Source organism: Aggregatibacter sp. HK296, assembly GCF_980469475.1.
In genome coordinates, this window is sequence record NZ_OZ413142.1 from 76,881 (window position 1) to 101,767 (window position 24,887).

Genomic DNA, 24,887 nt, shown 5'->3' on the forward strand with positions numbered 1-24,887 from the left:
GCACCGCACTTTGAATAATAAAGTGCGGTGCTTTTTTTGTTATTTTCTTAAGGTGACCAATTCGACTTCATGGTTTGCGCCTTTCTTTAGAATTAAATCGGCGCGTTCTCGCGTTGGTAAAATATTTTCCTTCAGGTTCAATCCGTTAATTTCATCCCAAATTTTCCCTGCCGTGGTAACCGCTTCTTGTTCAGAGAGATTCGCATAATGTTTGAAATATGAGTTTGGATCGGTAAAAGCACTTTGGCGGAACTTCAGAAAACGGTGAATATACCATTCTTTTAATAAGTCTTCTTCCGCATCAACATAAATAGAGAAGTCGACAAAATCAGACACAAACAGCTCATTGGCTTGATTTCTGTTAGGTTGCAAGACGTTTAACCCTTCTAAAATCAGAATGTCTGGTTGATTGATGACATTAAATTGATCAGGAATAATGTCATAGGTTAGATGAGAATAAATTGGCGCAGTAACATTTGGCTTGCCGGATTTTATATCTGCTAAAAAACGAATCAGTTTTGGCGTGTTGTAAGAAATCGGAAAGCCTTTTTTATGCAATAAATTGTGTTCTTGAAGATAGGCTAACGGGTGTAGGAAACCATCTGTCGTAATCAAATCGACTTTACGTTGTTGTGGCCAATGGCTTAAGAGCGATTGCAGAATCCGGGCAGAGGTGCTTTTCCCTACCGCTACGCTACCTGCAATACTAATAATGTAGGGCACTTTCGCGTTTTGTCCGCCAAGAAAACGGCGCAACACATTTTGGCGACGAATGTTTTCATCTATATAGTAGTTAATCAAACGGACTAACGGCAAATAGATGGTACGAACTTCGTCAAGGGAAAGTTCTTCATTTATCCCAAGCAGAGGTTTGAGATCCTGTTCGGTTAATGTTAACGGAACCGATTTACGCAATTCTGCCCAACGTTGCCGATCAAATGATAAAAATGGCGTAAGTTGTTCCGACATAGAAGGAGAAACCGAAAAGTCCACGTGCTGAATTACTCTTTTTTAGCCAATGATAGGTTGCAAAATATACCCTATAAATAAGAGATTGAGCAGTAAAATTTTTGCATAATCAGCTAAATTCACCGACGTTAGAGGGTTTTTGCTTGATAATTAAACGAATAACCAAAAAAAACTTTATTTACTAAAAAAAAACTTGTCAGGCATAAAAAAATCCCTATAATACGCCTCACTTGTTTACGACGCCGACTTAGCTCAGTAGGTAGAGCAACTGACTTGTAATCAGTAGGTCATCAGTTCGATTCCGATAGTCGGCACCATTTCTCGTATTCAAGTTCCAACTTAGAGTGGAGGGATTCCCGAGCGGCCAAAGGGAGCAGACTGTAAATCTGCCGGCTCAGCCTTCGAAGGTTCGAATCCTTCTCCCTCCACCATTTCTAAGCGACCGATGGGACAGATGAATTAAGAACGGCGGGCATCGTATAATGGCTATTACCTTAGCCTTCCAAGCTAATGACGCGGGTTCGATTCCCGCTGCCCGCTCCAAGCGCTGATATAGCTCAGTTGGTAGAGCGCACCCTTGGTAAGGGTGAGGTCGGCAGTTCGAATCTGCCTATCAGCACCACTTCTTAATAATCTCTCCATTACAAATTTTAATACTTTGGTTAGTCTGGTAAATTGAACCATCGATAACCGTGTTTGTTTAGAGGGACTCTCAATGTCTAAAGAAAAATTTGAACGTACAAAACCGCACGTTAACGTGGGTACAATCGGCCACGTTGACCATGGTAAAACCACTTTAACTGCAGCTATCACAACCGTATTAGCAAAACACTACGGTGGTGCAGCTCGTGCATTCGACCAAATCGATAACGCGCCAGAAGAAAAAGCGCGTGGTATCACCATCAATACATCCCACGTTGAATACGACACGCCAACACGTCACTACGCACACGTTGACTGTCCGGGACACGCCGACTATGTTAAAAACATGATTACCGGTGCGGCGCAAATGGATGGTGCTATCTTAGTCGTAGCAGCAACTGATGGTCCTATGCCACAAACTCGTGAGCACATCTTATTAGGTCGCCAAGTAGGTGTTCCTTACATCATCGTATTCTTAAACAAATGCGACATGGTAGATGACGAAGAGTTATTAGAATTAGTTGAAATGGAAGTTCGTGAACTTCTTTCTCAATATGACTTCCCGGGTGACGATACACCAATCGTACGTGGTTCTGCATTACAAGCGTTAAACGGCGTAGCAGAATGGGAAGAAAAAATCCTTGAATTAGCAAGCCACTTAGATTCTTACATTCCTGAGCCTGAGCGTGCTATCGACCAACCGTTCCTTCTTCCAATTGAAGACGTGTTCTCAATCTCCGGTCGTGGTACTGTGGTAACTGGTCGTGTGGAGCGTGGTATCATCCGTACCGGTGATGAAGTTGAAATCGTTGGTATCAAACCAACTGCAAAAACAACTGTAACCGGTGTTGAAATGTTCCGTAAATTACTTGACGAAGGTCGTGCAGGTGAAAACATCGGTGCATTATTACGTGGTACTAAACGTGAAGAAATCGAACGTGGTCAAGTATTGGCTAAACCGGGTTCAATCACTCCACACACTGATTTCGAATCTGAAGTGTACGTATTATCCAAAGAAGAAGGTGGTCGTCATACTCCATTCTTCAAAGGTTACCGTCCACAATTCTATTTCCGTACAACTGACGTAACCGGTACAATCGAGTTACCAGAAGGCGTGGAAATGGTTATGCCTGGCGATAACATCAAAATGACCGTATCCTTAATCCACCCAATCGCGATGGACCAAGGTTTACGTTTCGCTATCCGTGAAGGTGGCCGTACAGTAGGTGCTGGCGTGGTAGCTAAAATTATCAAATAATTGATAATAAACCTGATTAGAAAGGCGTATCGAATGATACGCCTTTTTGTTTTCATCATGTTGATAAAACGACTCTGCTGAAAACACAATAAAAAATGACCGCACTTTCACGAAATAAAGTGCGGTCATTTTTTCTATTATTTTTTATTTTCTAGCAAGCGGTGGAACGAAACAAATGCCCATATCCCAAGGTTGTTCGATCCATGTGTTTTGTGGAATATCAACCACATAATCATCAACTAATTCTGCGCCGGCGGGTTTGGCGAAAACAGTAACGAAATGAGCATTCGGGTACATCTCACGAATGGCGCGTGCAGTGTTTCCGGTATCTACTAAATCGTCAATGACGATAAATCCTTCTCCACCGTTTTCTAATTGAGCTGCATGTAAAACCTGCAATTCACCTTGTTTATCGTGGTTATAGCTGGCGATACAAATGGTTTCTACATGACGAATACCTAACTCACGGGCAAGTACTGCGCCAGGAAATAAGCCGCCACGGCTGACTGCGACAATACCCTTCCATTGGGAAGCTGGAAGTAAACGTTCAGATAATTTGCGTGCGTGCATATGGAACATATCCCACGTCACAACATATTTTTCACTCATAAACACACCTTTTAAAAATTTTACGGGCATCGCCCAGGAAATAAAAATTGCGTTAGGATAACCCGAAACGGCATTTTATGCTATTATTTTCCCTAATTTTTTAAGGAGGAACTATGTCAGAAATACAACAATTAAGTCCGAATTTATTATGGAAATGGTTTGATCAAATTTGTGCAATCCCACATCCATCCTACCAAGAAAATGAACTTGCGGAATTCATCATCAACTGGGCAAAAGGGAAAGGTTTTTACGCGGAACGGGATGATGTAGGCAATGTATTAATCCGTAAACCGGCAACAAAAGGCATGGAAAATCGTCAAAAAGTTGCTTTACAGGCGCATTTGGATATGGTGCCGCAAGCGAATGAAGGTAGCTCACATAATTTTGCCACTGATCCTATCCGTCCTTATATTGATGGTGAATGGGTTCGTGCTACAGACACGACCTTGGGGGCAGACAACGGTATTGGGATGGCATCGACGTTAGCCATTTTAGACAGTGATGATATCGCCCATCCTGATTTAGAAGTGTTACTCACCATGACAGAAGAACGTGGCATGGAAGGGGCTATCGGATTGCGTCCAAACTGGCTACAAAGCGACATTATGATTAACACCGACACAGAAGAAAACGCAGAAATTTATGTGGGTTGCGCCGGTGGTGAAAATGCGAATGTGACATTGCCGGTGGAATATCAAGACAACGCTTTCTCTCACAGTTATCAAATTATTCTTAAAGGTTTGCGTGGCGGACATTCCGGTTGCGATATCCATACTGGACGTGCCAATGCGATTAAAGTGCTTGCGCGTTTCTTAGCAAAACTCACCCAAAATCAACCGCACTTTGATTTCCTTTTAAGTGATATTCGCGGGGGTTCTATTCGTAATGCTATTCCGCGTGAAGCGTTTGCAACGTTGAACTTCAACGGTGATGTGGCTCAACTAAAAAGTGCGGTGGAAAATTTTGCTGTTTTATTAAAAGCTGAGCTGGCACTAATTGAACCGAATCTTACTTTTGATTTGCAGCCTGCTGATAAATCTGAGAGAACCTTTACTGCGGCTAGCACACAACGTGTGATTCATTTCTTGAACGTGCTACCTAATGGTGTGATTCGTAATAGTGACGTGTTAGAAAACACCGTGGAAACATCCCTCAGTGTTGGCGTATTAAAAACAGAAGAGAATCAAATTAAAGCCACGATTCTAGTACGCTCGCTCATTGATAGCGGCAAAGAATATGTTGCTGAGATGTTGACATCGCTTGCTTCATTAAGTGGCGCTTGCGCTGAATTCTCCGGTTCTTATCCGGGCTGGGAGCCACAGGCACATTCACCAATTGTTGATTTAACTCATAAAATCTATGCGGACGTCTTGGGCTATGAGCCAACAATCAAAGTGATTCACGCTGGTCTGGAATGTGGTTTATTGAAGAAAATCTATCCAAATATGGATATGGTTTCCATCGGGCCAACAATCAAAAATGCACACTCACCAGATGAGAAAGTTCATATTCCGGCAGTACAAATTTATTGGTCTTTGATCACGAAATTATTAGCAGAAATTCCGGCGAAATAACTTCATTGGAAAAAGAAAAACCCGCTCTCGATGGAGCGGGTTTTCTCTTTTTATACGCTTCAAAAATGCATTAAAAACTGACCGCACTTTTTAGTTTTTTCAGTGCGTTAGTCTCTAGCTGACGAACACGTTCCGCAGAGATGTTGTATTTTTCGGCCAGGTCTTGCAAGGTCGCTTTGGTTTCATCTAACCAACGGGCTTTGATGATGTCTTGGCTACGTGCATCAAGATTATTTAATACTACTGCAAGTTGATCTGTGGCTTGCGCTTCATAGTTTTCGTTTTCTAACTCGGCAGCAAAATTGGAGCCTTTGTCTTCCAAGTATAACGCCGGTGCATAGGTTTCTTCATCATGATCGTCTGTTGGTAAATCAAAGGCAACATCCGCCCCTGTCATGCGAGATTCCATTTCCACCACATCTTGAGGAGAAACGCCTAACTCATTCGCCACCATGTCCACTTCGTTTTCATTAAACCAACCTAAGCGTTGTTTTGTTTTGCGTAGATTAAAGAACAACTTACGTTGCGCTTTGGTCGTCGCGACTTTCACAATACGCCAGTTACGCAAAACGTATTCGTGAATTTCTGCTTTGATCCAATGCACGGCGAAAGACACTAAGCGAACGCCTACTTCCGGGTTAAAACGCTTAACTGCTTTCATTAAACCGATATTGCCTTCTTGAATTAAATCCGCTTGCGGCAAGCCATAACCGGAATAACCACGGGCAACATGGATAACGAAGCGCAAGTGAGATAACACGAGTTTTTTTGCTGCTTCAATATCTTCGTTGTAATACAAACGTTCCGCGAGTTCCTTTTCCTCTTCCGCCGTTAACATTGGGTATTCATTCGCTGCGCGAATATAGGCTTCTAAGCTTCCTTGGGGAACTAACATCATGGTTTGAGTTTCTTTATCCATCATCTTCCTTCTTATTAAAGTCACCAGGCTTGATTGAGAGAGCCCAGTTATAACACAATTCATGAGAATTTCAATCGGTTTTAGCGATTGGAATTCGTCTTTTCATCGTTTATATGACCAATTTTTTGCCTGAAAGTTCTTTTATTTTACTAAAAAACGACCGCGCATCATGAGGTAAATTGTCCCTAAAATCAATAGGCCAATCATCGTTGAAGCAAACCAAAATAGGGATAGGCCAATAACGCTTAGGATAGGGTCTGATGTACCTTGATAAATATGCAATCCCACGTTTGCCATGGATGCTAGTCCAAACGAGAATGCCCAAAATGAAACCGTGAAACCATTTTGGAATAGCCAAGGCAATAAACGGATTAAGAACAACAGTTGCAATACACCATAACCGACGAATAGCTTCACCAATAAATCCACCTCACCACCATTTAACGTTAAGTAAGTTGAACAACCCACAAATGCCGGTGCAAGTTGAATCCCCATCGCTGGACGGACGGCAGGTGCAATGGGCTCTAAATTGCGTAAGCGCTGCAAAATTGCGGGTTCAAGGCTTAGCCATGAAAACACACCGGCACCAAAAAAGAGCATTCCCAACTCGTTATACCCCAAATAGCCTAATGCTGTGCCGCTGACAAAATTAGTTGCTACGGTTGGTAAATACATAATCGGTGTTGCGGCTTCTGCTTTGTGAATGCCGCGCCATAACCCAGCAACTCGGAAAGTGGCGAAACCTAACTGCCCTATGATCCCTAATGCAATTAATCCTATGGATAATGGGAAGGCATATGGCAAGACAGCCAAGCCAATTAAAATGGTGGTGATGGGAATTAAACTGATAAAACAGCCCAGAATTAAGTGATGTAATTCTTCTTTGGCTTGTTGAGGGAAATGTAACCATTTCACTCCATAAGCCACAATAAATATCAACCAAATGATAGTCGCTAAACCTAGCAAGGTTTCGCTAACAATCGAAGGCAGTCCTACAGTATGCGTGCCATAACGCCAAGCCAAGCCTAACGCGGATAAGCCTAAAACAATACTGAAATAATTGACAGGAATAGGAAATGGTTTTTGCTGTTCCATTAGTGAGCCTCAATGTGATAATACAAGTCTTGTTCAATCACGAGCAGTAATAAATCAATATTCGGATGTTTACCCGGAAATTGACGAGCATCTTCCGTATGCTCAGCGAAGAGTTGCAAGCCTTTCTGTGCAGAAGTGCGGTCTAATTTTCCGTTAAATTCCTCTGCAAGCGCGTTATATACTCGTAATGAACCTAATTTTCCAGGTGCAGCCGGAATTTGGTGAACCTGTTTGCCGTTTTCTAAAATTTTGATTTCATTTAAATGGTCAATTGTGGGCAATGTGGCTAAAATTTCGTTAAATGTCATGGTGTTCCTGTAATTAACTGATGGTTTGTTGGCTATCCACTTCACCGTACTTGCCGATAAAACGTACTTCCGGTTGTAATTGAATGTCGAAGCGAAGTGCTACCAAATGATAAATGTGATGCGCCAATTCAACGACATCAGATGCGGTGGCATTGCCTTTGTTTATAAGAACCAAGGCTTGTTGTTGATGTACCGCTGCGCCGCCGATTTGGTAGCCTTTCAAGTTGCATTGGTCGATAAGCCAGCCTGCGGCTAATTTTATTCTGCCGTCCGCTTGTGGGAAATGCGGAATCGTCGCGTATTCTTGTTGTAGACGCTCAAATTGTTGGGCTGAAACAACAGGATTTTTGAAGAAACTGCCGGCGTTACCAAATTGTTTCGGATCGGGTAATTTACTTTGGCGAACGGCACAAATTTCTGAAAAAATGCCGGCGGAACTGACCGCACTTTTATCTAGGTTTACCAAGTTGCCGTATTTCAATACCGGTTTCCAATCTTTTGCCAGTTTTAATCCGACGGCTGTCACCACATAACCTTTTACATATTTATGTTTGAATACACTTTCCCGATAACCAAATTCACATTCGATATTGGTTAAACGGAATTGCTCGCCGGAGGCTAAGTTTAATACCTCTACATAGTCGCACACATCTTTAAATTCGACGCCATAGGCACCGATATTTTGGATGGGGGCGGAACCGGCGCAACCCGGGATTAAGGCGAGATTTTCCAAGCCGTAAATGCCTTGTTCGATGCTCCATTGCACCAAATCATGCCATACTTCGCCACCATTAACGTGCAGATAATGGAAATGCTGGTCTTCTTTGTGTTGAATGCCGAGTAGGCGGTTAATGAGCACGACACCGGCAAAATCCTCGACAAATAACACATTGCTACCCTGCCCTAAAAACAACACAGGCAGATTTTCTTGTTGGCACTCGTCCCATACCTGTTTCAGTTGAGGAATAGAGGCAATTTCAATGATTTTTTCGGCATGCGCCGGAATAGCAAAGGTATGAAACGATTGTAAATTCTGCATAATTTCCTCTGAATTAAGATGATACGTGCGCCAATGTGACTTTCACTTCTGTGCCGCCACTTGCTTGATTGGTAATGGCGAGCTTGGCGTTGAGTTGCGCGCTACGCTCATGCATGATGTTAAGTCCGTAATGTCCATCCGGTTCTTCTAAACTTGGAATGCCGATGCCGTTATCACGCACAATGAGCTCTTGTTCGCCATCTTCACTGGTACGAGCGATGACTTCAATGAGTGTTGCTTGTGAGTGTTTAATGGCATTGAGTACCGCCTCGCGTACGATTTGCAAGGCATTGACTAATTGTTGTGCATTAAAACTTTGCGAAGGCAAAGAACAATCTACGCTCATTTGAATATCTGTTTGATTGCGTAAGGAATCAATCACTTGTTCTAATGCGAGTTTCAAATTGGCTTCCTGAATGGTTAAGCGGAAAGTAGCCAATAGTTCGCGCAACTGGCTGTAACCATCACTTAAGGCTTGCTCAAACTGTTTAATGATCATCAAACTTTTGTGTTTAGAACCTGGTTCGTCTTTATTTAAGTTATGCTTAAGTAGAGTCAGTTGAATTTGTAAAAATGCCAAAACTTGCGCCAACGAATCATGTAATTCACGCGCAATAATAGAACGTTCCTCCATGAGCAATAGCTGTTCTTGTTGACGTTGTGTGCGTTGGAAATACAAGGAGCGGCTTAGCATTTGCGCTAAGTTTTGCATGGTGCGTAAATCCGGGCAAGGAAGCCCTGCTTGCCAATACAACACCGCCAAGGTTTCTCCTTCAATGGTCACTTCTGTTTGTTGTAATTCCAAGTTGTCATTTTTCTCACCTAAGCAAATGTGCCAATGTGCCATATCCAATACATCTAGCTCCAGATAGCGCAAATGTTCGCTGAGCATGATGTTTTGTAAGACTAACTGCAAAATTTTACTGTCAATTTTATTGGTTGTGACAAGTTGTGAACAGTGATACAGCGTGCTTAAAGAGTGGTTAGTTTGTTGTAATTTTTGGGTTTTTTCATTTACCGTCGCCTCCAAGCCGGAATATAACTTGCTTAAATCCGAAGCCATTTTGGTGAAAGTACGCGCTAAATGACCTAATTCATCTTCTTTTTGAAGATCTAAAGGAATATGATTAAATTGCCCCATTTGTACTTGAATACTGGCGCGAGTCAGTTGCTCCAATGGTGTCACGACGGCTTTGCGAGTATACCAATTTACATAAGACACCATGGCGACGATGAGTAGCATCGAAACAATAATGACGCAGAGTGCCCAAATCCATCTTTCTTCCGCTGAATGTTGTAAGGCGAACACGAACTGATCCACTTGCGCTACATAATTAGCAATGTTTTGTTGATACTCAGAAAAGTTGCCTTCTCGTGCAAGACATTCCATGCCTTCCCAGCGTTTAATCAAATTGCGATAGGCATCTTTTACTTCTTGTGAGGCGAAAGGATGATAATTAATTTCTATCAGGGATTTTGAATGCAAACTGACGCGATATTGACGTAGGCTTGTTTCCACCATTTGGGGATTATGTTCGATTTCATAGAGTAAGCGGTAACTCTGCATCCGTAATGAACCAGACACGTTAATTGCTTCTGCATAGGAACGATTACCTTCCATTAGTGTTAAACTAAATGCGCTGATAATGCCAACAAAGATAATAATTACGATGAGATAGTTGGCTATGCGGGTAGAAACAGAATGCTTGATTTTCACAATAAAAAACCTTGGTGGAAAATGTGCCGCTAGTTTAACAAAAAGTGCGGTCTCTTTTATAAGAGTTTTTTAGGGAGAATGAGAGCAAACCAATAATAGAGTTTGATCTAAAACAAATTGAAGGCAGAAGGCGAGGGAAATACTTATTTATAGTTATGTTAATTGGCTATGAAGGAATTAACATACAGGATCTAAAAATAGATTAATAGGTAAAGACGAATGACAACGCCTGATGTTTCACGGCGCCATTTTTTACGTGGTTCTTTCTTGTCATCGTTACAGACAGAACAACAAAAAATCCAAGGTTTTAATGGTATTCGACCACCTTGGAGCAAAGATAACCAAGTATTTATTCAGCATTGCACCCGTTGTGACGACTGTATTGAAGTGTGTGAAACACATATTTTGATTAAGGGGGAAGGCGGTTTTCCGCAAGTGCAATTTAGCCAAGGTGAATGTACTTTTTGCCATAAATGCGTGGATGTTTGCAAACAACCGATTTTCCGTTTAATAGAAGAGAAACCTTGGGAACATAAAGTAGAAATTACCTCTTTATGCTTAACGCAACAGAAAATCGAGTGTCGTAGCTGTCAAGATAACTGTCCGGTAAATGCCATTCGATTCCGCTTACAAATAGGCGGTGTGGCACAGCCGATGGTAAACGTGGATAACTGTAATGGGTGTGGCGCCTGTTTAAACAGTTGTCCGGTGAATGCAATAAAAATTACATATCCTAACAACAATGAATGAAACTGAAGTTTTAACCATGGAAGAAGCGAAAGACTGGCACGTCGTCGGTTTGGTGGTGCAAGGAAAACCCCAAAAAATACCCGCGATTCGTACCGCACTTTTAGCGATTCCAAACACAGAAGTGCCAACCTTTGACGAAAAGATTGGTAAGATTGTTGCTGTTATGCAATCTCACGATCAGCATATTTTGCTTAACAACATGGAATCTGTGAAAGATATTGACGGTGTTATTACCGTTTCGCTGATTTATCATCAACAAGATGAACAGCCTGAATAACTCAAAAATCATATAGTGGGGGGAAAACACTATGAATTTAAGTCGTAGAGACTTTATGAAAGCCAATGCTGCCATGGCTGCAGCAACGGCTGCCGGATTAGCGATTCCGGTGAAAAATGTAGAAGCTGCCGAATCCGAAATTAAATGGGATAAAGCGGTTTGTCGTTTCTGTGGTACAGGTTGTGCCGTATTGGTAGGAACTAAAGATGGTCGCGTTGTAGCATCACAAGGTGACCCGGATGCAGAAGTAAACCGTGGTTTAAACTGTATTAAAGGTTATTTCTTACCGAAAATCATGTACGGTAAAGACCGCTTAACTCAGCCGATGCTACGTATGAAAGACGGCAAATACGATAAGAACGGCGATTTCACACCAGTTAGTTGGGATGTCGCATTTAAAACCATGGCAGACAAATTCAAAGCTGCTGTGAAAGAATTAGGTCCAAACGGTGTGGGAATGTTCAGTTCCGGTCAAACCACCATCTTTGAAGGTTATGCCAAAGCCAAACTTTGGAAAGCCGGTTTCCGTTCTAACAATATTGACCCGAATGCGCGCCACTGTATGGCGTCCGCAGCGGTTGCGTTTATGCGTACCTTTGGTATGGATGAACCGATGGGTTGTTATAATGATATTGAGAATGCTGAAGCCTTTGTGCTTTGGGGTTCCAACATGGCGGAAATGCACCCAATTTTGTGGTCTCGTATTACCGACCGTCGCTTATCCAACCCAGATGTGAAAGTCGCCGTACTTTCAACCTATGAACACCGTAGTTTTGAATTGGCGGATTACAGCTTAATTTTCAAACCGCAGACCGACTTGGTAATTTTGAACTACATTATTAATTATCTAATCCAAAACGATGCAATTAACTGGGATTTCGTCAATAAGCACACTAAATTTAAACGTGGTGAAACCGATATCGGTTACGGCTTGCGTGATAATCACCCATTGCAAAAAGCGGCAAAAAATCCGAACAGCGGCAAAATGTATGACAGTAACTTTGAGGAATTAAAAGCCCTAGTTGCTGAATACACCTTAGATAAAGCCCACGAAATGTCCGGCGTACCAAAAGATGTGTTGGAAAACCTGGCGAAATTATATGCTGATCCAAAACGTAAAGTGGTTTCTTATTGGACCATGGGTTTCAACCAACACACTCGCGGTGTGTGGGCAAACCACTTAATCTATAACATCCATCTATTAACCGGAAAAATTTCTATTCCGGGTTGTGGACCATTCTCCTTAACCGGTCAACCGTCTGCTTGTGGTACAGCGCGTGAAGTGGGTACATTTATCCATCGTTTACCGGCCGACTTAGTGGTGACTAATCCAAAACACCGTGAAATCGCAGAGAAAATTTGGAAATTGCCTGCTGGACTTATTACGGATGTGTTAGGTTTCCATGCCGTTGCTCAAAGCCGTGCATTAAAAGACGGCAAAATGCGCGTATTGTGGCAAATGTGTACCAATAATATGCAAGGCGGTCCGAATATCAACGAGGAAACCTTCCCGGGCTGGCGTAACCCGGATAACTTTATCGTGGTTTCCGACCCATACCCAACTGTTTCCTGCTTAGCAGCTGACTTAATGCTTCCAACCGCCATGTGGGTAGAAAAAGAAGGCGCTTATGGTAACGCAGAGCGTCGTACCCAATTCTGGCGTCAACAAGTGAAAGCACCGGGTGAAGCGAAGTCTGACGTATGGCAATTAGTGGAGTTCTCTAAATATTTCACCACTGATGAAATGTGGCCGGCAGAAATTTTAGAGAAAAATCCGGAATATAAAGGCAAAACTTTATATGAGGTGTTATATCGCAACGGTAATGTTGATAAATTCCCATTAAATGATCTTGCTGAAGGTCAATTAAACGATGAATCTCATCATTTTGGTTTCTATTTACATAAAGGCTTGTTTGAAGAATACGCATCATTCGGTCGTGGTCATGGTCATGACTTAGCGCCGTTCGATATGTATCACAAGGCACGTGGTTTGCGTTGGCCGGTTGTGGACGGTAAAGAAACCTTATGGCGTTACCGTGAAGGCTTTGACCCGTATGTGAAAGAAGGTGAAGGCGTGGCGTTCTACGGTTACCCGGATAAAAAAGCGATTATTCTTGCTGTGCCTTATGAACCACCTGCAGAGTCACCGGATGCTGAATACGATTTATGGTTATGTACCGGCCGTGTATTAGAACACTGGCACACAGGCACAATGACCCGTCGTGTACCGGAATTGCATCGTTCCTTCCCGAACAACGTTGTTTGGATGCACCCGAACGATGCGCAAAAACGCGGATTACGTCATGGTGACAAGATCAAAATCGCCTCACGTCGTGGTGAAATGATTTCTTACTTAGATACCCGTGGTCGTAATAAAGTACCGGAAGGCTTGGTTTATACCACTTTCTTTGACGCAGGACAGTTAGCCAATAAATTAACATTGGATGCAACTGACCCGATTTCCAAAGAAACCGACTTCAAGAAATGTGCGGTAAAAGTGGAAAAAGCTTAAAAAAACGGTGAGAAAAAAGACCGCACTTTACCGTGCGGTCACTAAGACAATGAAAAAACCAACAGTAACACCTGAGCGCCGAAAATTCCTCAAAGAAGCAACCCGTACTGCGGGCGGTTTAGTTGGGCTCGGCCTTTTATTAGGTTTACAACAAAAACAAAGCTTAGCCCGTGAAGGTGTGGCGTTACGTCCACCGTTTGCTATTGAGGATGACGAGAAGTTTGCGGCTGCCTGTATTCGTTGTGGTCAATGTGTGCAAGCTTGCCCATATGATATGTTGCATTTGGCATCCTTACTTTCTCCAATGGAAGCCGGTACGCCATACTTTATTGCACGAGATAAACCTTGTGAAATGTGCCCCGATATTCCTTGCGCTCACGCTTGTCCAAGTGGTGCGTTAGATCGCCATGCACAGGATATTAACGAATCCCGCATGGGGCTTTCTGTATTGCTAGACCACGAAACCTGCCTTAACTGGCAAGGTTTGCGTTGTGATGTATGTTATCGTGTTTGTCCTTTAATCGATAAGGCGATTACGTTAGAAAGTCATCGTAACGAACGTACCGGTAAGCATGCTGTGTTTATTCCGACCGTGCATTCTGATGCTTGTACCGGTTGTGGTAAATGTGAGAAAGCTTGCGTATTGGATGAGGCGGCAATCAAAGTATTACCGATGTCTCTTGCTAAAGGTATGTTGGGCAAACATTATCGTTTAGGTTGGGAAGAAAAATCGAAAGCAGGACATTCTCTTGCACCGGACGATTTGATTTCTATGCCGACCCGATTACCGGAGGGAATATCAACACCTGCAGGTGCTATTCCTGCAACAGGTGTTGAACAAATTCCAGAGCCTGTTTTGGCACCGGTATTAGGAGGTAAGTAATGGCTAATGCACCAAAATTTGCCGGACGAGAAGCCAGAGAAAAACTGGGCTGGTGGCATGCTAATCGTTTCCTATTTTGGCGACGTGTAAGTCAGCTAAGTATTTTGTTGATGTTTTTAAGCGGACCTTATTTGGGTGTTTGGATTTTAAAAGGCAATTATAGCGGAAGTATACTTTTCGATATTATTCCGTTTAGTGATCCGTTAATTACCTTAGAAAGTCTGGCTTCCGGCCATTTACCGGGTATTCTGACTCTCAGCGGCGCATTGATTATCTTTATAACCTATGCGTTGTTAGGTAGTAAGGTTTTCTGTGGTTGGGTTTGTCCGTTAAATGTCGTCACCGATTGTGCGGCTTGGATTCGCCGTAAGTTGGGTATTCGTCAAACGGCAAAAATTCCACGCAGTTTACGCTATGCTATCTTAGTCATGATTTTAGCCGGTAGTGCGGTAAGTGGTTTGTTACTATGGGAATGGGTGAACCCGGTTGCTGCATTAGGAAGAGCTTTAATTTATAGCTTTGGTGCAACAGCGTGGTTAATCTTAGTTGTTTTCTTCTTTGATTTATTCATTGTCGAACACGGATGGTGCGGACACCTTTGCCCAATCGGCGCAACCTATGGTGTTATCGGTGCGAAAAGTCTGCTTCGGATCAAAGTGATTGACCGAGCAAGATGCGATAATTGCATGGATTGCTATAATGTTTGTCCGGAACCACAAGTGTTACGTTCTCCATTACACGGTAAAAATAACGAAAGCCTGCTTGTGCTTTCTCAAGATTGTATCAGTTGCGGACGTTGTATCGATGTTTGCGCTGAAAAAGTATTCACCTTTAGCCATAGGTTTAATAACGATATTCCTGTCGTCAATTTAAACCAATAAAAATAAAAAATTTCCATCATTCGGGGGAGTGATTAAAATGACTAGAAAAAACCTCTTTGCTTTTAGCGGTGCTGTATTCGCGGCATTGTTTGCGACTTCTGTCATGGCAGAACAATCAAACAGCGGTGCCGGAGACTTTTTCAATAATTCACCGGAAAGTGTTGCACCGGCATTCCACGATGCACCGAAACAAAGTGAATTACCCGCATTAAATTATGTTAACCAACCACCAATGGTGCCACATAGCGTAAAAAACTATCAAATCACCAAAAATGTTAACCAATGCTTGAACTGTCACAGCGTTGAAGCCTCTCGTGTTACCGGTGCAACTCGTATCAGCCCAACACACTTTGCTGACCGCGATGGCAATATCGGTTCCAGTTCATCTCCACGCCGTTATTTCTGTTTGCAATGTCACGTTTCTCAATCTGATGTTGAGCCAATCGTGCCAAACGAATTCAAACCAATGAAAGGTTACGGTAAGTAATAAGGGGCGATTATGTCAGATAAAAAACCAAATATTCTAATGCGACTTTGGCGTTGGTTTAGGGCGCCTAGCCGTATCGCGGTAGGAACCATTATTGTTCTATCCTTCATCGGCGGAATTTTATCTTGGGTGGGCTTCAACTACGGTTTAGAACAAACTAATACGGAACAATTCTGTTCCGGTTGCCATACAAATGACGCATACCCGGAATACTTACACAGCGTGCACTATCAAACTCGTACAGGCGTAGGCGCTAGTTGCCCGGATTGCCACGTCCCTCATGAATTTGGTCCAAAAATGTGGCGAAAAATGGTCGCAGCTAAAGAGGTTTACGCACATTATATGGGCTTAACCGATACGCTTGAGAAATTTAACGCACGTCGTCCGCACATGGCGGAAAATGAATGGGCGCGTATGAAAGCTAACAATTCTCAAGAATGTCGTAACTGCCATAAAATGGATCGCATGGACTTCTCTCAACAAAAAACCGTGGCGCAAAAAATGCATAAATTTGCGCAAGAAAACGGTAAAACCTGTATTGACTGCCATAAAGGTATTGCACACAACTTACCGGATATGAGTAAAGTTGCTCCGGGTTGGTTGCAAGGTGCTGAGGTTGAGCCGGCTGAGTCAAAGGACAAAAAATAAACCGGTTGAAAACGCTACGTTTTCTCACCGCACTTTAAAATAAAATAGGCACCTTCAAGGTGCCTATTTTGATCTCTCCTAAATCTATTTTACTTTCTGTGCAAATGTCTTATCACTTAAGATGCGTAACGGCTGCATATCGCTGTTACCTACAATGACTCGGGTTGAATCGGAACGCAAACAACTGCCGGCATAATGTCCACCTACGGTGAAAGTACACACCTGCACATACTGCTCTTCGACTTTAGGCAAGCACCATAACTGTTGATAAATGTTCTCTTGTTTACCAAAACGCCCATTTGTACTGTCTAATACGGTTTTACATTCGCCAATAAGTTTCACATTATCACCGCGTCGACCGGCAATTGGTTTTTGTGCATAGCCGTTGGCAATTAATGCTGGCGTGAGCTCAAACTCCGCCTCCAACAAATAACGATGATTAGGAAACAATGACCACAACACCGGTAAAATAGCTTTGTTACTTGGAATAGCCGTCCACAAGGGTTCATAAACCAATACTTCCGGGCGAAGTAATACATCAATTAACCGCACTTTATCTTCCGGATAACCGGTACGAATCGGTGGGGCAACCTCGCGACCCGTGGCATCCTCGCGTAATTGTTCCAACACGGTTTCCCACGCCCAGGTTTTCCATACGCTTTGGACTCTCTGATTTTCATCATCTAATAACTGCCCACGAATATCCCAATGTAGCCCTTCTGTGCCGTGAATAATCTTTGTGTTAAAACCGGCTTGGATTAGTGCATCACGCATAAATAGGGCGTGGTAATCTTCTTCGGCATCGTAGTCCTGCATAATATGTACGAGTGGTGTAGCACGGCTGTGTTTCCAACTGTCCGCTAACGCATTACGTAATCCTTCGCTCGGGTCATGCCCTGCTGTGATGCCAGCTTGTTTTGCCCATTGTGGCAAAATTGCGCCTGCTTCAGCATGACAAGATGCGGAATCGGCATTGTATTCATACACCTTCAAACCGCGCTCATCGAGACAGAAATCTAACCGCCCAGTGATGGTTTGATAACGACGATTTTGCCAAGATAATCGCAGGCGAGGCCAAAGCAGTTTTGGGATGTTGAAATATTGCAATAAGTTATCGTCTTTAAGCACTTTGTCGGTGGCGTGTAAATACATGAGGTGTAATTCATTCGTGGCGCGAATCAGTTCATGCTGTGCACTTTCTGAAAGCACAAAATAACGATATTGATCACCATGATTCACAATATGCCCTTGCATTGCTTTAACGTAAGCTGTCTCTAGTGGTTTTGTTTGATCAAGCCAGTTCGCTGAAAACTGCCCTTGGTTCTCAATGTGTTCCGCATAAATGTTGAGTTTATTCGGTTCCGGCATAGGTTGTGGCAGGCTGAATTCCTCGTTGTCCGTTTGAATCATCCAACCAAGGATTTTTGTATCATCAAAGGTATCATGTAAGCGATAGCCGCTCTCTGTAATCGTCATCGGCAATTCACGGGTCCATTGTTGACCACTCGGTAGGCGGGAGTGAATCACATTTTGTTCCGCGATGCGTACTTTATCTGTCAGCACCTCGGTGATAATAGCCACATGGCCGGTATGTTTGAACTCGCCACCTTCCTGCCAGATTAGCAACGCACCACATTCCGGGGCTCGCTTGCCACCATTGGCAAAGGCTTGTAGTGGTAACAACGCGTCATTAACTACTTGGCGTAGAAAACGCAAAGAAAAAATTTCGTACGCCATGCCAACATCGGTGAACACCATGCCGTAATTGAGATAAAGATAGCGACGGGCGAATTCTACACATTGCCATTTATAGCCCATGTATTCGCCGCCGAGGTAGCTACGAAAGGCCGCATCGTCAGGGTATTCCTGCGCATCTGCTGTGTTGTAGTCTGAAGAGTAAATGGCAACGCCACCGGGTGCATAACCCAACAGGCTGCCGAAGGGATCATGTGTTGCGATATTAGGAGAACGATCCGGCATAACAACTCCGAAAGAGTAGATTAAAGCCGTAGTATAGATCTTTTACTTTTGCCCCCCAACGAATTTATCAAAAAAATCACCGCACTTTGGCGGTGATTTAACTATTTATTCAGTAATGCGGTGAGTTTTTCAAATACGCTTTGTGGCGTAATATCGATCAAACTTTGATGATATCCTTCAGCACTGTCGGTGCTTTTACGCACTTTAATCAAATCGCCTTCAATTAAACGGATGATTTCTGCTTTATCGGATAGTGGAGGCGTGTACGTTGGGCTAGTTGGGCCGTAAAGCGCCACTAACGGGCGATCAGTAGCTGCCGCAATGTGCATTAAACCACTGTCATTACTCACGATCGCCGTACAGTGAGCAATTAAATCTACCGCCTGATTCAGATTGGTTTGTCCCGCTAAATTTAAACAAAACGGTTGCAACTCGGCAGGCAATGCATTGCGAATTTGTTCACCGGCTTCTACGTCTTTCGGCGAACCAAACAATTCTACGGCATAGCCTTTTTCAATCAGCATTTCCGCTAATTTCGCGTAATGATAATGCGGCCAACGTTTTGCCGGGCCAAATTCTGCCCCTGGACAAAAACCAATAATCGGGCGATTGCCTAAAAGTGCGGTCTGTTTTTCAAATGTTTTTAAGGTTTCTGCCTGCTGGGGTGACTCAACGGTTAAGTAAGGTTTTAAGACAGGAATATCTGTTGCCTTCGGCACCGCATTTTTTTCAAACGCCAATGCCACATAACGTTGTACCATCATTGGGTAATCCCGTTTATTGTTACGTAAGTCATTGAGTAAAAAATAACGACTTTCCCCTTTCCAACCACGACGCACGGCAATTTTCGCAAATAAAGGGATAAACGCGGATTTTAAAGAGTTCGGCAAAACAATCGCCATGTCATACTGATGACGTAACGCTTTGCCTAAACGATAACGTTCACATAGCGCAAATTTGCCGTGTCCGAGCGGCATTTCAATGGCGTTACGCACTTCCGGCATGCGTGCCAGCAGCGGTTTACACCAATTCGGTGCCATCACATCAATTTGGCAATTGGGATATTGCCGTTTGAGTTGCTGATACAAACTGTGCGACATCATCATATCGCCGACCCAAGAGGGACCGATAATTAGGATATTCATGTTTTGCCTTATGCTAAAAGTGCGGTTAAAAAACGTCATGAATTTTAACCGCACTTTCTTTTTGTTTTGAATGGGGAGGTGTAATTATTTATTCAACCACGCCATATATTCCGCCACGCCTTCTGCCACGGTTTTAAACGGTTTGTCGTAGCCGGTGGCACGGAGTTTGGTTAAATCCGCTTGGGTGTATTCTTGGTAGCGGGATTTTAAATGTTCCGGGAATGGGATGGTTTCTACTTCGCCTTTGCCGTGGAATTTAATCACCGCTTTCGCTACTTCAGCAAAAGATTCCGCGTTTCCGGTACCACAGTTGAAAATACCGGAAATGCCATTTTGCCAACACCAAATGTTTACGGCAGCAACATCGCCCACATAGACGAAATCACGGCGGAAGTTCTCACTGCCGGCAAATAATTTTGGATTTTCACCTTTCAGGATTTGGTTGTTTAAATGGAAGGCTACGCTTGCCATGGAACCTTTGTGGCCTTCACGTGGACCGTACACGTTGAAATAACGGAAGCCGCACACCGGTGATTGCACTTCAGGTAAAATGGCGCGTACATATTGGTCGAATAAGAATTTGGAATAGCCGTACACGTTCAATGGGCCTTCAAATTCGCGTTCTTCGCGGAATTTGGTTTTGTCGCCGTAAGTGGCGGCACTGGACGCGTAGAGGAACGGGATTTGGCGATCTAAGCAATAATGCAACAACTCTTTGGAGTATTCGTAGTTGTTATGCATGATGTATTTGCCGTCCCATTCGGTGGTCGCAGAACATGCGCCTTCGTGGAAAACGGCATCGATATCGCCTAAATCATCGCCGGCGATAATGGAGGCGATGAAATCCTCTTTGTCACAATAATCGGCGATGTCCAAATCCACCAAATTAATGAATTTTGTACCGTCTTTTAAGTTATCTACCACTAAAATGTCTTTACGGCCCATGTCGTTTAATGCTTTGACGATATTGCTACCAATAAAGCCTGCACCACCGGTTACGATAATCATAGTTCTGTCCTCTTACTAGATATGAAAGTTGTCGCTCATTGTAATTGATTTGCTCACCAAGGTAAAAGCATTCACCATCAAGTTAGGCTTGATTGTTCGCCGATTGATGCTGTTGGCAAAGTCAATATTCAAAAAATGTTGGTTTTTGTGTGATGGGTTTTAAATATGTTTTTTCTTATAAAAACGTCGCCAAAAACAACCGTACTTTTAGTCCCCAATAACTTGTCCAACCGGTCGTCGCCAAATCCATTTTGCCGTGACGCAAAATGATAATAGTGGGGGTAACACCCACATCCCATTGTGTGGCTAATTTTCCTTGCGGATCGTTAACCGTGGTAAAACCATATTGATGTTCCATCAGATAATTCGCCACATCTTGTGCAGAACCTGAACGCAATGCAACGGAAACCACAGGATAGCCTTCTTTTGCCAGATCATTAATTGCCGTTGAGGTGTAACGACAATAACTGCACCAGGTTCCCCAAAAATAAAGTAGCGTTGGCTTGTCTTGATCCAGTTGTGGCAGAAAAAACGGGTTGCCTTGTAAATCGTATAACGCCGTGGCGTTGAGATTATCCGGTACAGTCGGTTTGCGAATAAAATCTAAGATACTGCTCATGATCAGTAAAGTGACCAATAAAGAAACGGCATTTTTCAGTAATTTTTTGATATTAATCGATGTCATGGCGGTCTTTGGCTTCGTGTTTGGTGCCTTTAGCTAACATTCTGAGCTGTAAAATCAACCGCTCTTTTAACTGTTCCCGTTCTGTTTTACTCATGTCTAAGGCGTTAGCGCCGGCAGTAAAGACAATGGTTACCATGCCTTCCGCCTGCACGTAGGCAATGTATTGGGAATAGTTGTTTTTATGAGCGATGTATTCTGCCAGTTCGTCGATGAAATGTTTGATTTCACGGGCGGCTGCGGTACGGAAGGATTGAGATGTACCGGAGCTTTCGCGCAATAACAGGCGGAATACGTTCGGGCTGTTATTGATGAATTCAAAGAAGGTTTCCACCGAAATCACAATGACGCTGCCGCCGTTGGCGATGCGCTTACGTGCCTGTCGCATGAGTTGACGTAGGGTTAGTCCCGCTTCGTCAACCATGGTGAGACCTAATTCGTTCATATCGCGAAAATGTCGATAAAATGAGGTCGGCGCAATGCCGGCTTCGCGAGACACTTCCCGTAGGCTTAAATTGGAAAAACTTTTTTCCGCCGTCAACTGGTTGAACGCGGCATCAATGAGAGCTCGACGAGTTTTTTCTTTTTGTTGTGCGCGAATACCGACCATGCTTTTACTCCATTAATCTAAAAGCGGTTTAATCGAGTTAGAAACCGCTTCGGCAATGCGTTCATAACGTACACGCAATGGGGAACCCGGACGGTAAACTAAAATGACATCACGCGCCGGCTGTGGTGTATGACATGGCAGATATTTCACGCCGCCACGAGCGCCCTCACTAAGAACGGCAAGTTGTGGCATTAAGGTCATGCCGGCATTGGCCGCCACCATGTTACGCAAGGTTTCCAAACTGGTTGCTTGGTAATGTGAATTTTCTTTTGCACCGGCAGTGAAACAATAGCCAAGAGCCTGATTCCGCAAACAGTGCCCATCATCTAACATTAACATTTCACGATCTTTCAGCATGCTCATTGGAATGGTCTCTTCCTTCGCCCAAGGATGGGTTTCGGAAACGGCCAGTAGCATTTTTTCGTTAAATAGTGGCACTTCGATGAACGGTTCGGTTTCACGCACAGAGGCGACAATAGCACAATCGAGCCGGCCGGTTTCTAATTGTTCTAATAATTGATGGGTTTGTGCTTCGTACAAGAATAACTCGAGTTCAGGGAACGCTTGTTGTAACGCTGGAACAATGTGCGGCATTAAATAAGGTCCGATAGTTGGAATGACGCCGACGTGTAATGGCCCGGTCATTTCTTTGCCTTGGTTGCTCGCCATTTCTTTTAATAATTTTACTTCTCGTAAAATGGTTTTGGCTTGATCCACCAGCAATAAACCTGATTGAGTGAATAACACTTTACGACTGGTACGTTCCAATAAAATAATGCCGAGCTCATCTTCTAATTTACGAATTTGACCGCTTAAGGTAGGTTGACTGACATGACAAGAATCTGCCGCACGACGAAAATGCTTGTATTCAGCAAGCGCCACAAGGTATTCTAAATCGCGAATATTCATAGGTCCTCATTATAGAAAGTAGCAATTAAAAGGATAGAATTAATTGATTGTGACTATATCATAATTTTACCTATAATTCATCGTCATTTAGAGACTGTTTAGGTTTTGTACAGCAGTTTCTAATCCGTTCCACATCATTAATAGGAGAAAAATCATGTCCAATATGGAAGGTAAAAAAGTTCCTCAAGTGACATTCCGCACTCGCCAAGGCGACCAATGGGTTGATGTAACTTCATCCGAATTATTTAATAACAAAACTGTTATCGTTTTCTCTCTACCGGGTGCATTTACCCCAACTTGTTCTTCTTCCCACTTACCACGTTATAACGAATTAGCTCCAGTATTCAAAAAATACGGCGTTGATGACATTCTCGTGGTTTCTGTGAACGATACTTTCGTTATGAACGCATGGAAAGAAGACGAAAAAGCCGACAACATCACTTTCGTTCCGGATGGTAATGGCGAATTCACCGAAGGCATGGGTATGTTGGTAGGTAAAGAAGATTTAGGTTTCGGTAAACGTTCATGGCGTTATTCTATGCTTGTGAAAAACGGCGTAGTAGAAAAAATGTTCATCGAGCCAAATGAGCCGGGCGACCCGTTCAAAGTGTCCGATGCCGACACCATGTTGAAATACCTTGCACCACAACACCAAGTTCAAGAATCCATCGCGATCTTTACTAAACCTGGTTGTCCGTACTGTGCAAAAGCAAAACAAATGTTACATGACAAAGGCTTAAGCTTTGAAGAAATCGTATTAGGTCATGATGCTACTATCGTGAGCGTGCGTGCGGTTTCCGGTCGTGCGACCGTGCCACAAGTCTTCATCGGTGGTAAACACATCGGTGGTAGCGATGATTTAGAAGCGTATTTCGCGAAATAATCAGCCTATAGACTGAATAAAAAAGGGCGTCATGTTGACGTCCTTTTTGTTTTTTTAGTTAATAATGCGGTGGCAGGGTTTCTTCCGCTTGGCTGGCGATGTTAGAAGGTTGCATGTCTTTCATTTTATTCACCACATAACGGAGCTGAAGTTGCATTTTGTCTAAAATAAATTGCTGCTCGATTAACGCCTGATTCAATTCTTCAATCACCGTTTCCTGAAAGGTGACTTTCATTTCCAACTCGGCAATTCGCTGTTCTAAATGTTGTTGTATCGACATAATAATTTCCTAAATAAATGTTGTGAATTTGTTGAATCCGTTTTACCCTATCCAACGCATCTGTCACTTATTATAAAGGATTGAACACAATGTTAAAAATTCAAAAAGTCTCCGCTTTAGCGCTCATGTTAAGTGCGGTCATTTCCGGCAACGTTTTAGCAGCTGAACAAAACGATGCTAAATTCAAAGGAGAATCTTCTTATGCCGTCGGTGTGTTGTTTGGTACTGATTTACAAGGCCTTATCAATGCACAAAAAGGCGTTATCGACTATGACAACGCAAAAGTGGTGGCCGGGATTGCCGATGTATTAAACGGCAAAGTTAAGTTGGAAGACAACAAAGACATCGCGACTGCTTTGCAAGGCATTGATGCTAAATTAAAAGCAGAGAGTGAAAAACGTGCCGCTGCAGTGGCACAGAAAGCCGAAGAGGAAGGCAATAAATTTGCCGCAGAATTTGCTAAAAAAGATGGCGTGAAGAAAACCGCTTCCGGTTTGTTATATCGTGTAGAAAAAGCCGGTTCCGGCAATGCGATCAATGCGACAGATGTCGTAAAAGTACACTATACCGGCAAATTACCTGACGGTACGGTGTTTGATAGTTCCGTACAACGTGGTACCCCAGCGGAATTCCCATTGAACCAAGTGATTAAAGGTTGGACGGAAGGTCTGCAATTAGTGAAAAAAGGCGGTAAAATCGAATTGGTGTTACCACCGGATTTAGCTTATGGCAAAGACGGTGCCGGTGCGAGCATTCCACCAAATTCAACACTTTATTTTGACGTCGAAGTCTTAGACGTGACTCCTGCGAAAAAATAACTAA

Annotated in this window: 25 protein-coding genes and 4 tRNA genes; 15 read left to right on the forward strand and 14 right to left on the reverse strand. The window is 43.2% G+C overall.

What is annotated here, in order from left to right; genetic code table 11:
• Positions 1–39: 39 nt before the first annotated feature.
• Positions 40–969, reverse strand: a complete 930-nt coding sequence (gene coaA / locus AC30SH_RS00440; RefSeq protein ID WP_048749206.1) for a type I pantothenate kinase — start codon at positions 967–969, stop codon at positions 40–42.
• Between the two features lie 241 nt (positions 970–1,210).
• Between coaA and AC30SH_RS00445 the strand changes: the two genes are divergently transcribed.
• From AC30SH_RS00445 to tuf, 5 genes are all read left to right on the forward strand, one after another.
• Positions 1,211–1,286, forward strand: a tRNA-Thr gene (locus AC30SH_RS00445).
• 29 nt (positions 1,287–1,315) lie between these two features.
• Positions 1,316–1,400: transfer RNA gene (locus AC30SH_RS00450), tRNA-Tyr, on the forward strand.
• A gap of 37 nt (positions 1,401–1,437) precedes the next feature.
• Positions 1,438–1,512, forward strand: a tRNA-Gly gene (locus AC30SH_RS00455).
• 3 nt (positions 1,513–1,515) lie between these two features.
• Positions 1,516–1,591, forward strand: a tRNA-Thr gene (locus AC30SH_RS00460).
• 93 nt (positions 1,592–1,684) lie between these two features.
• A complete protein-coding gene (gene tuf, locus AC30SH_RS00465) occupies positions 1,685–2,869 on the forward strand; it encodes an elongation factor Tu (protein WP_109092129.1) in 1,185 nt (394 codons plus the stop codon).
• Between the two features lie 144 nt (positions 2,870–3,013).
• On the opposite strand, the gene gpt is transcribed toward tuf, so the two are convergent.
• Positions 3,014–3,478 (reverse strand): xanthine phosphoribosyltransferase, encoded by a 465-nt coding sequence (gene gpt / locus AC30SH_RS00470; RefSeq protein ID WP_032998038.1) that lies wholly within the window; start codon positions 3,476–3,478, stop codon positions 3,014–3,016.
• 113 nt (positions 3,479–3,591) lie between these two features.
• Here gpt and AC30SH_RS00475 point away from each other — a divergent pair, with 113 nt between their 5' ends.
• Positions 3,592–5,052, forward strand: a complete 1,461-nt coding sequence (locus AC30SH_RS00475) for an aminoacyl-histidine dipeptidase (RefSeq protein ID WP_048750785.1) — start codon at positions 3,592–3,594, stop codon at positions 5,050–5,052.
• A gap of 70 nt (positions 5,053–5,122) precedes the next feature.
• On the opposite strand, the gene rpoH is transcribed toward AC30SH_RS00475, so the two are convergent.
• The 5 genes from rpoH to narQ all read right to left on the reverse strand — a co-directional run bounded on the left by rpoH (position 5,123) and on the right by narQ (position 10,130).
• Complete coding sequence (rpoH, locus tag AC30SH_RS00480; protein WP_489581952.1) at positions 5,123–5,971, reverse strand: RNA polymerase sigma factor RpoH; 849 nt, start codon at positions 5,969–5,971, stop codon at positions 5,123–5,125.
• Between the two features lie 141 nt (positions 5,972–6,112).
• Positions 6,113–7,066 (reverse strand): dicarboxylate transporter/tellurite-resistance protein TehA, encoded by a 954-nt coding sequence (gene tehA, locus AC30SH_RS00485; protein WP_212510103.1) that lies wholly within the window; start codon positions 7,064–7,066, stop codon positions 6,113–6,115.
• Positions 7,066–7,374 (reverse strand): DUF2322 family protein, encoded by a 309-nt coding sequence (locus AC30SH_RS00490; RefSeq protein ID WP_212510102.1) that lies wholly within the window; start codon positions 7,372–7,374, stop codon positions 7,066–7,068. The genes tehA and AC30SH_RS00490 overlap by 1 nt, the downstream gene beginning before the upstream one ends.
• A 13-nt stretch (positions 7,375–7,387) precedes the next feature.
• On the reverse strand, positions 7,388–8,413 hold the full coding sequence (gene murB, locus AC30SH_RS00495; RefSeq protein WP_212510101.1) for a UDP-N-acetylmuramate dehydrogenase: 1,026 nt from the start codon (positions 8,411–8,413) through the stop codon (positions 7,388–7,390).
• Between the two features lie 13 nt (positions 8,414–8,426).
• On the reverse strand, positions 8,427–10,130 hold the full coding sequence (gene narQ / locus AC30SH_RS00500) for a nitrate/nitrite two-component system sensor histidine kinase NarQ (RefSeq protein WP_212510100.1): 1,704 nt from the start codon (positions 10,128–10,130) through the stop codon (positions 8,427–8,429).
• 219 nt (positions 10,131–10,349) lie between these two features.
• On the opposite strand from narQ, the gene napF reads away from it, so the two are divergent.
• The 7 genes from napF to AC30SH_RS00535 are packed head-to-tail and all read left to right on the forward strand — an operon-like array spanning position 10,350 to position 16,568.
• A complete protein-coding gene (gene napF, locus AC30SH_RS00505) occupies positions 10,350–10,880 on the forward strand; it encodes a ferredoxin-type protein NapF (RefSeq protein WP_109104117.1) in 531 nt (176 codons plus the stop codon).
• Entirely contained in the window at positions 10,873–11,157 is a 285-nt protein-coding gene (locus AC30SH_RS00510) for a chaperone NapD (RefSeq protein WP_006719794.1), read from the forward strand. The genes napF and AC30SH_RS00510 overlap by 8 nt, the downstream gene beginning before the upstream one ends.
• 31 nt (positions 11,158–11,188) lie before the next feature.
• The gene (gene napA, locus AC30SH_RS00515) at positions 11,189–13,669 is read left to right on the forward strand and encodes a nitrate reductase catalytic subunit NapA (RefSeq protein ID WP_489581953.1); all 2,481 of its coding nucleotides are present in this window, start codon (positions 11,189–11,191) and stop codon (positions 13,667–13,669) included.
• A gap of 49 nt (positions 13,670–13,718) precedes the next feature.
• Complete coding sequence (gene napG, locus AC30SH_RS00520; protein WP_109104115.1) at positions 13,719–14,552, forward strand: ferredoxin-type protein NapG; 834 nt, start codon at positions 13,719–13,721, stop codon at positions 14,550–14,552.
• Complete coding sequence (napH, locus tag AC30SH_RS00525; protein ID WP_048750794.1) at positions 14,552–15,433, forward strand: quinol dehydrogenase ferredoxin subunit NapH; 882 nt, start codon at positions 14,552–14,554, stop codon at positions 15,431–15,433. Before napG ends, napH begins: the two co-directional genes overlap by 1 nt.
• A 37-nt stretch (positions 15,434–15,470) precedes the next feature.
• Positions 15,471–15,920: a nitrate reductase cytochrome c-type subunit gene (locus AC30SH_RS00530; RefSeq protein WP_109104114.1), complete on the forward strand. Its 450-nt coding sequence runs from the start codon at positions 15,471–15,473 to the stop codon at positions 15,918–15,920.
• A gap of 12 nt (positions 15,921–15,932) precedes the next feature.
• A complete protein-coding gene (locus AC30SH_RS00535) occupies positions 15,933–16,568 on the forward strand; it encodes a NapC/NirT family cytochrome c (protein WP_109104113.1) in 636 nt (211 codons plus the stop codon).
• Positions 16,569–16,652: 84 nt separating this feature from the next.
• On the opposite strand, the gene gss is transcribed toward AC30SH_RS00535, so the two are convergent.
• The 6 genes from gss to oxyR all read right to left on the reverse strand — a co-directional run bounded on the left by gss (position 16,653) and on the right by oxyR (position 22,902).
• Complete coding sequence (gss, locus tag AC30SH_RS00540; protein ID WP_212510098.1) at positions 16,653–18,548, reverse strand: bifunctional glutathionylspermidine amidase/synthase; 1,896 nt, start codon at positions 18,546–18,548, stop codon at positions 16,653–16,655.
• Between the two features lie 101 nt (positions 18,549–18,649).
• A complete protein-coding gene (gene waaF / locus AC30SH_RS00545; RefSeq protein WP_212510097.1) occupies positions 18,650–19,693 on the reverse strand; it encodes a lipopolysaccharide heptosyltransferase II in 1,044 nt (347 codons plus the stop codon).
• 84 nt (positions 19,694–19,777) lie between these two features.
• Positions 19,778–20,701 (reverse strand): ADP-glyceromanno-heptose 6-epimerase, encoded by a 924-nt coding sequence (gene rfaD / locus AC30SH_RS00550; protein ID WP_212510096.1) that lies wholly within the window; start codon positions 20,699–20,701, stop codon positions 19,778–19,780.
• A gap of 175 nt (positions 20,702–20,876) precedes the next feature.
• Complete coding sequence (locus tag AC30SH_RS00555; protein ID WP_212510766.1) at positions 20,877–21,377, reverse strand: protein disulfide oxidoreductase; 501 nt, start codon at positions 21,375–21,377, stop codon at positions 20,877–20,879.
• Positions 21,373–21,993, reverse strand: coding sequence for an HTH-type transcriptional repressor FabR (gene fabR, locus AC30SH_RS00560; RefSeq protein ID WP_006719775.1), 621 nt, complete (start codon positions 21,991–21,993; stop codon positions 21,373–21,375). The genes AC30SH_RS00555 and fabR overlap by 5 nt, the downstream gene beginning before the upstream one ends.
• Before the next feature lie 12 nt (positions 21,994–22,005).
• Positions 22,006–22,902 (reverse strand): DNA-binding transcriptional regulator OxyR, encoded by an 897-nt coding sequence (gene oxyR, locus AC30SH_RS00565; protein WP_109128741.1) that lies wholly within the window; start codon positions 22,900–22,902, stop codon positions 22,006–22,008.
• 154 nt (positions 22,903–23,056) lie between these two features.
• Here oxyR and pgdx point away from each other — a divergent pair, with 154 nt between their 5' ends.
• Positions 23,057–23,785, forward strand: a complete 729-nt coding sequence (gene pgdx / locus AC30SH_RS00570) for a hybrid peroxiredoxin PGdx (protein ID WP_212510095.1) — start codon at positions 23,057–23,059, stop codon at positions 23,783–23,785.
• A gap of 58 nt (positions 23,786–23,843) precedes the next feature.
• Here pgdx and AC30SH_RS00575 read toward each other — a convergent pair whose 3' ends face one another.
• Positions 23,844–24,065 (reverse strand): SlyX family protein, encoded by a 222-nt coding sequence (locus tag AC30SH_RS00575; RefSeq protein ID WP_212510094.1) that lies wholly within the window; start codon positions 24,063–24,065, stop codon positions 23,844–23,846.
• 89 nt (positions 24,066–24,154) lie between these two features.
• On the opposite strand from AC30SH_RS00575, the gene AC30SH_RS00580 reads away from it, so the two are divergent.
• A complete protein-coding gene (locus AC30SH_RS00580; protein ID WP_212510093.1) occupies positions 24,155–24,883 on the forward strand; it encodes an FKBP-type peptidyl-prolyl cis-trans isomerase in 729 nt (242 codons plus the stop codon).
• The last annotated feature ends 4 nt before the right edge of the window (positions 24,884–24,887 follow it).

Bases quoted from the DNA above. Each gene is read 5' to 3' on its own strand.
- coaA (WP_048749206.1), bottom strand. From the start codon at position 969: ATGTCGGAACAACTTACGCCATTTTTATCATTTGATCGGCAACGTTGG.
- tuf (WP_109092129.1), top strand. From the start codon at position 1,685: ATGTCTAAAGAAAAATTTGAACGTACAAAACCGCACGTTAACGTGGGT.
- gpt (WP_032998038.1), bottom strand. From the start codon at position 3,478: ATGAGTGAAAAATATGTTGTGACGTGGGATATGTTCCATATGCACGCA.
- AC30SH_RS00475 (WP_048750785.1), top strand. From the start codon at position 3,592: ATGTCAGAAATACAACAATTAAGTCCGAATTTATTATGGAAATGGTTT.
- rpoH (WP_489581952.1), bottom strand. From the start codon at position 5,971: ATGGATAAAGAAACTCAAACCATGATGTTAGTTCCCCAAGGAAGCTTA.
- tehA (WP_212510103.1), bottom strand. From the start codon at position 7,066: ATGGAACAGCAAAAACCATTTCCTATTCCTGTCAATTATTTCAGTATT.
- AC30SH_RS00490 (WP_212510102.1), bottom strand. From the start codon at position 7,374: ATGACATTTAACGAAATTTTAGCCACATTGCCCACAATTGACCATTTA.
- murB (WP_212510101.1), bottom strand. From the start codon at position 8,413: ATGCAGAATTTACAATCGTTTCATACCTTTGCTATTCCGGCGCATGCC.
- napF (WP_109104117.1), top strand. From the start codon at position 10,350: ATGACAACGCCTGATGTTTCACGGCGCCATTTTTTACGTGGTTCTTTC.
- AC30SH_RS00510 (WP_006719794.1), top strand. From the start codon at position 10,873: ATGAATGAAACTGAAGTTTTAACCATGGAAGAAGCGAAAGACTGGCAC.
- napA (WP_489581953.1), top strand. From the start codon at position 11,189: ATGAATTTAAGTCGTAGAGACTTTATGAAAGCCAATGCTGCCATGGCT.
- napG (WP_109104115.1), top strand. From the start codon at position 13,719: ATGAAAAAACCAACAGTAACACCTGAGCGCCGAAAATTCCTCAAAGAA.
- napH (WP_048750794.1), top strand. From the start codon at position 14,552: ATGGCTAATGCACCAAAATTTGCCGGACGAGAAGCCAGAGAAAAACTG.
- AC30SH_RS00530 (WP_109104114.1), top strand. From the start codon at position 15,471: ATGACTAGAAAAAACCTCTTTGCTTTTAGCGGTGCTGTATTCGCGGCA.
- AC30SH_RS00535 (WP_109104113.1), top strand. From the start codon at position 15,933: ATGTCAGATAAAAAACCAAATATTCTAATGCGACTTTGGCGTTGGTTT.
- gss (WP_212510098.1), bottom strand. From the start codon at position 18,548: ATGCCGGATCGTTCTCCTAATATCGCAACACATGATCCCTTCGGCAGC.
- waaF (WP_212510097.1), bottom strand. From the start codon at position 19,693: ATGAATATCCTAATTATCGGTCCCTCTTGGGTCGGCGATATGATGATG.
- rfaD (WP_212510096.1), bottom strand. From the start codon at position 20,701: ATGATTATCGTAACCGGTGGTGCAGGCTTTATTGGTAGCAATATCGTC.
- fabR (WP_006719775.1), bottom strand. From the start codon at position 21,993: ATGGTCGGTATTCGCGCACAACAAAAAGAAAAAACTCGTCGAGCTCTC.
- oxyR (WP_109128741.1), bottom strand. From the start codon at position 22,902: ATGAATATTCGCGATTTAGAATACCTTGTGGCGCTTGCTGAATACAAG.
- pgdx (WP_212510095.1), top strand. From the start codon at position 23,057: ATGTCCAATATGGAAGGTAAAAAAGTTCCTCAAGTGACATTCCGCACT.
- AC30SH_RS00575 (WP_212510094.1), bottom strand. From the start codon at position 24,065: ATGTCGATACAACAACATTTAGAACAGCGAATTGCCGAGTTGGAAATG.
- AC30SH_RS00580 (WP_212510093.1), top strand. From the start codon at position 24,155: ATGTTAAAAATTCAAAAAGTCTCCGCTTTAGCGCTCATGTTAAGTGCG.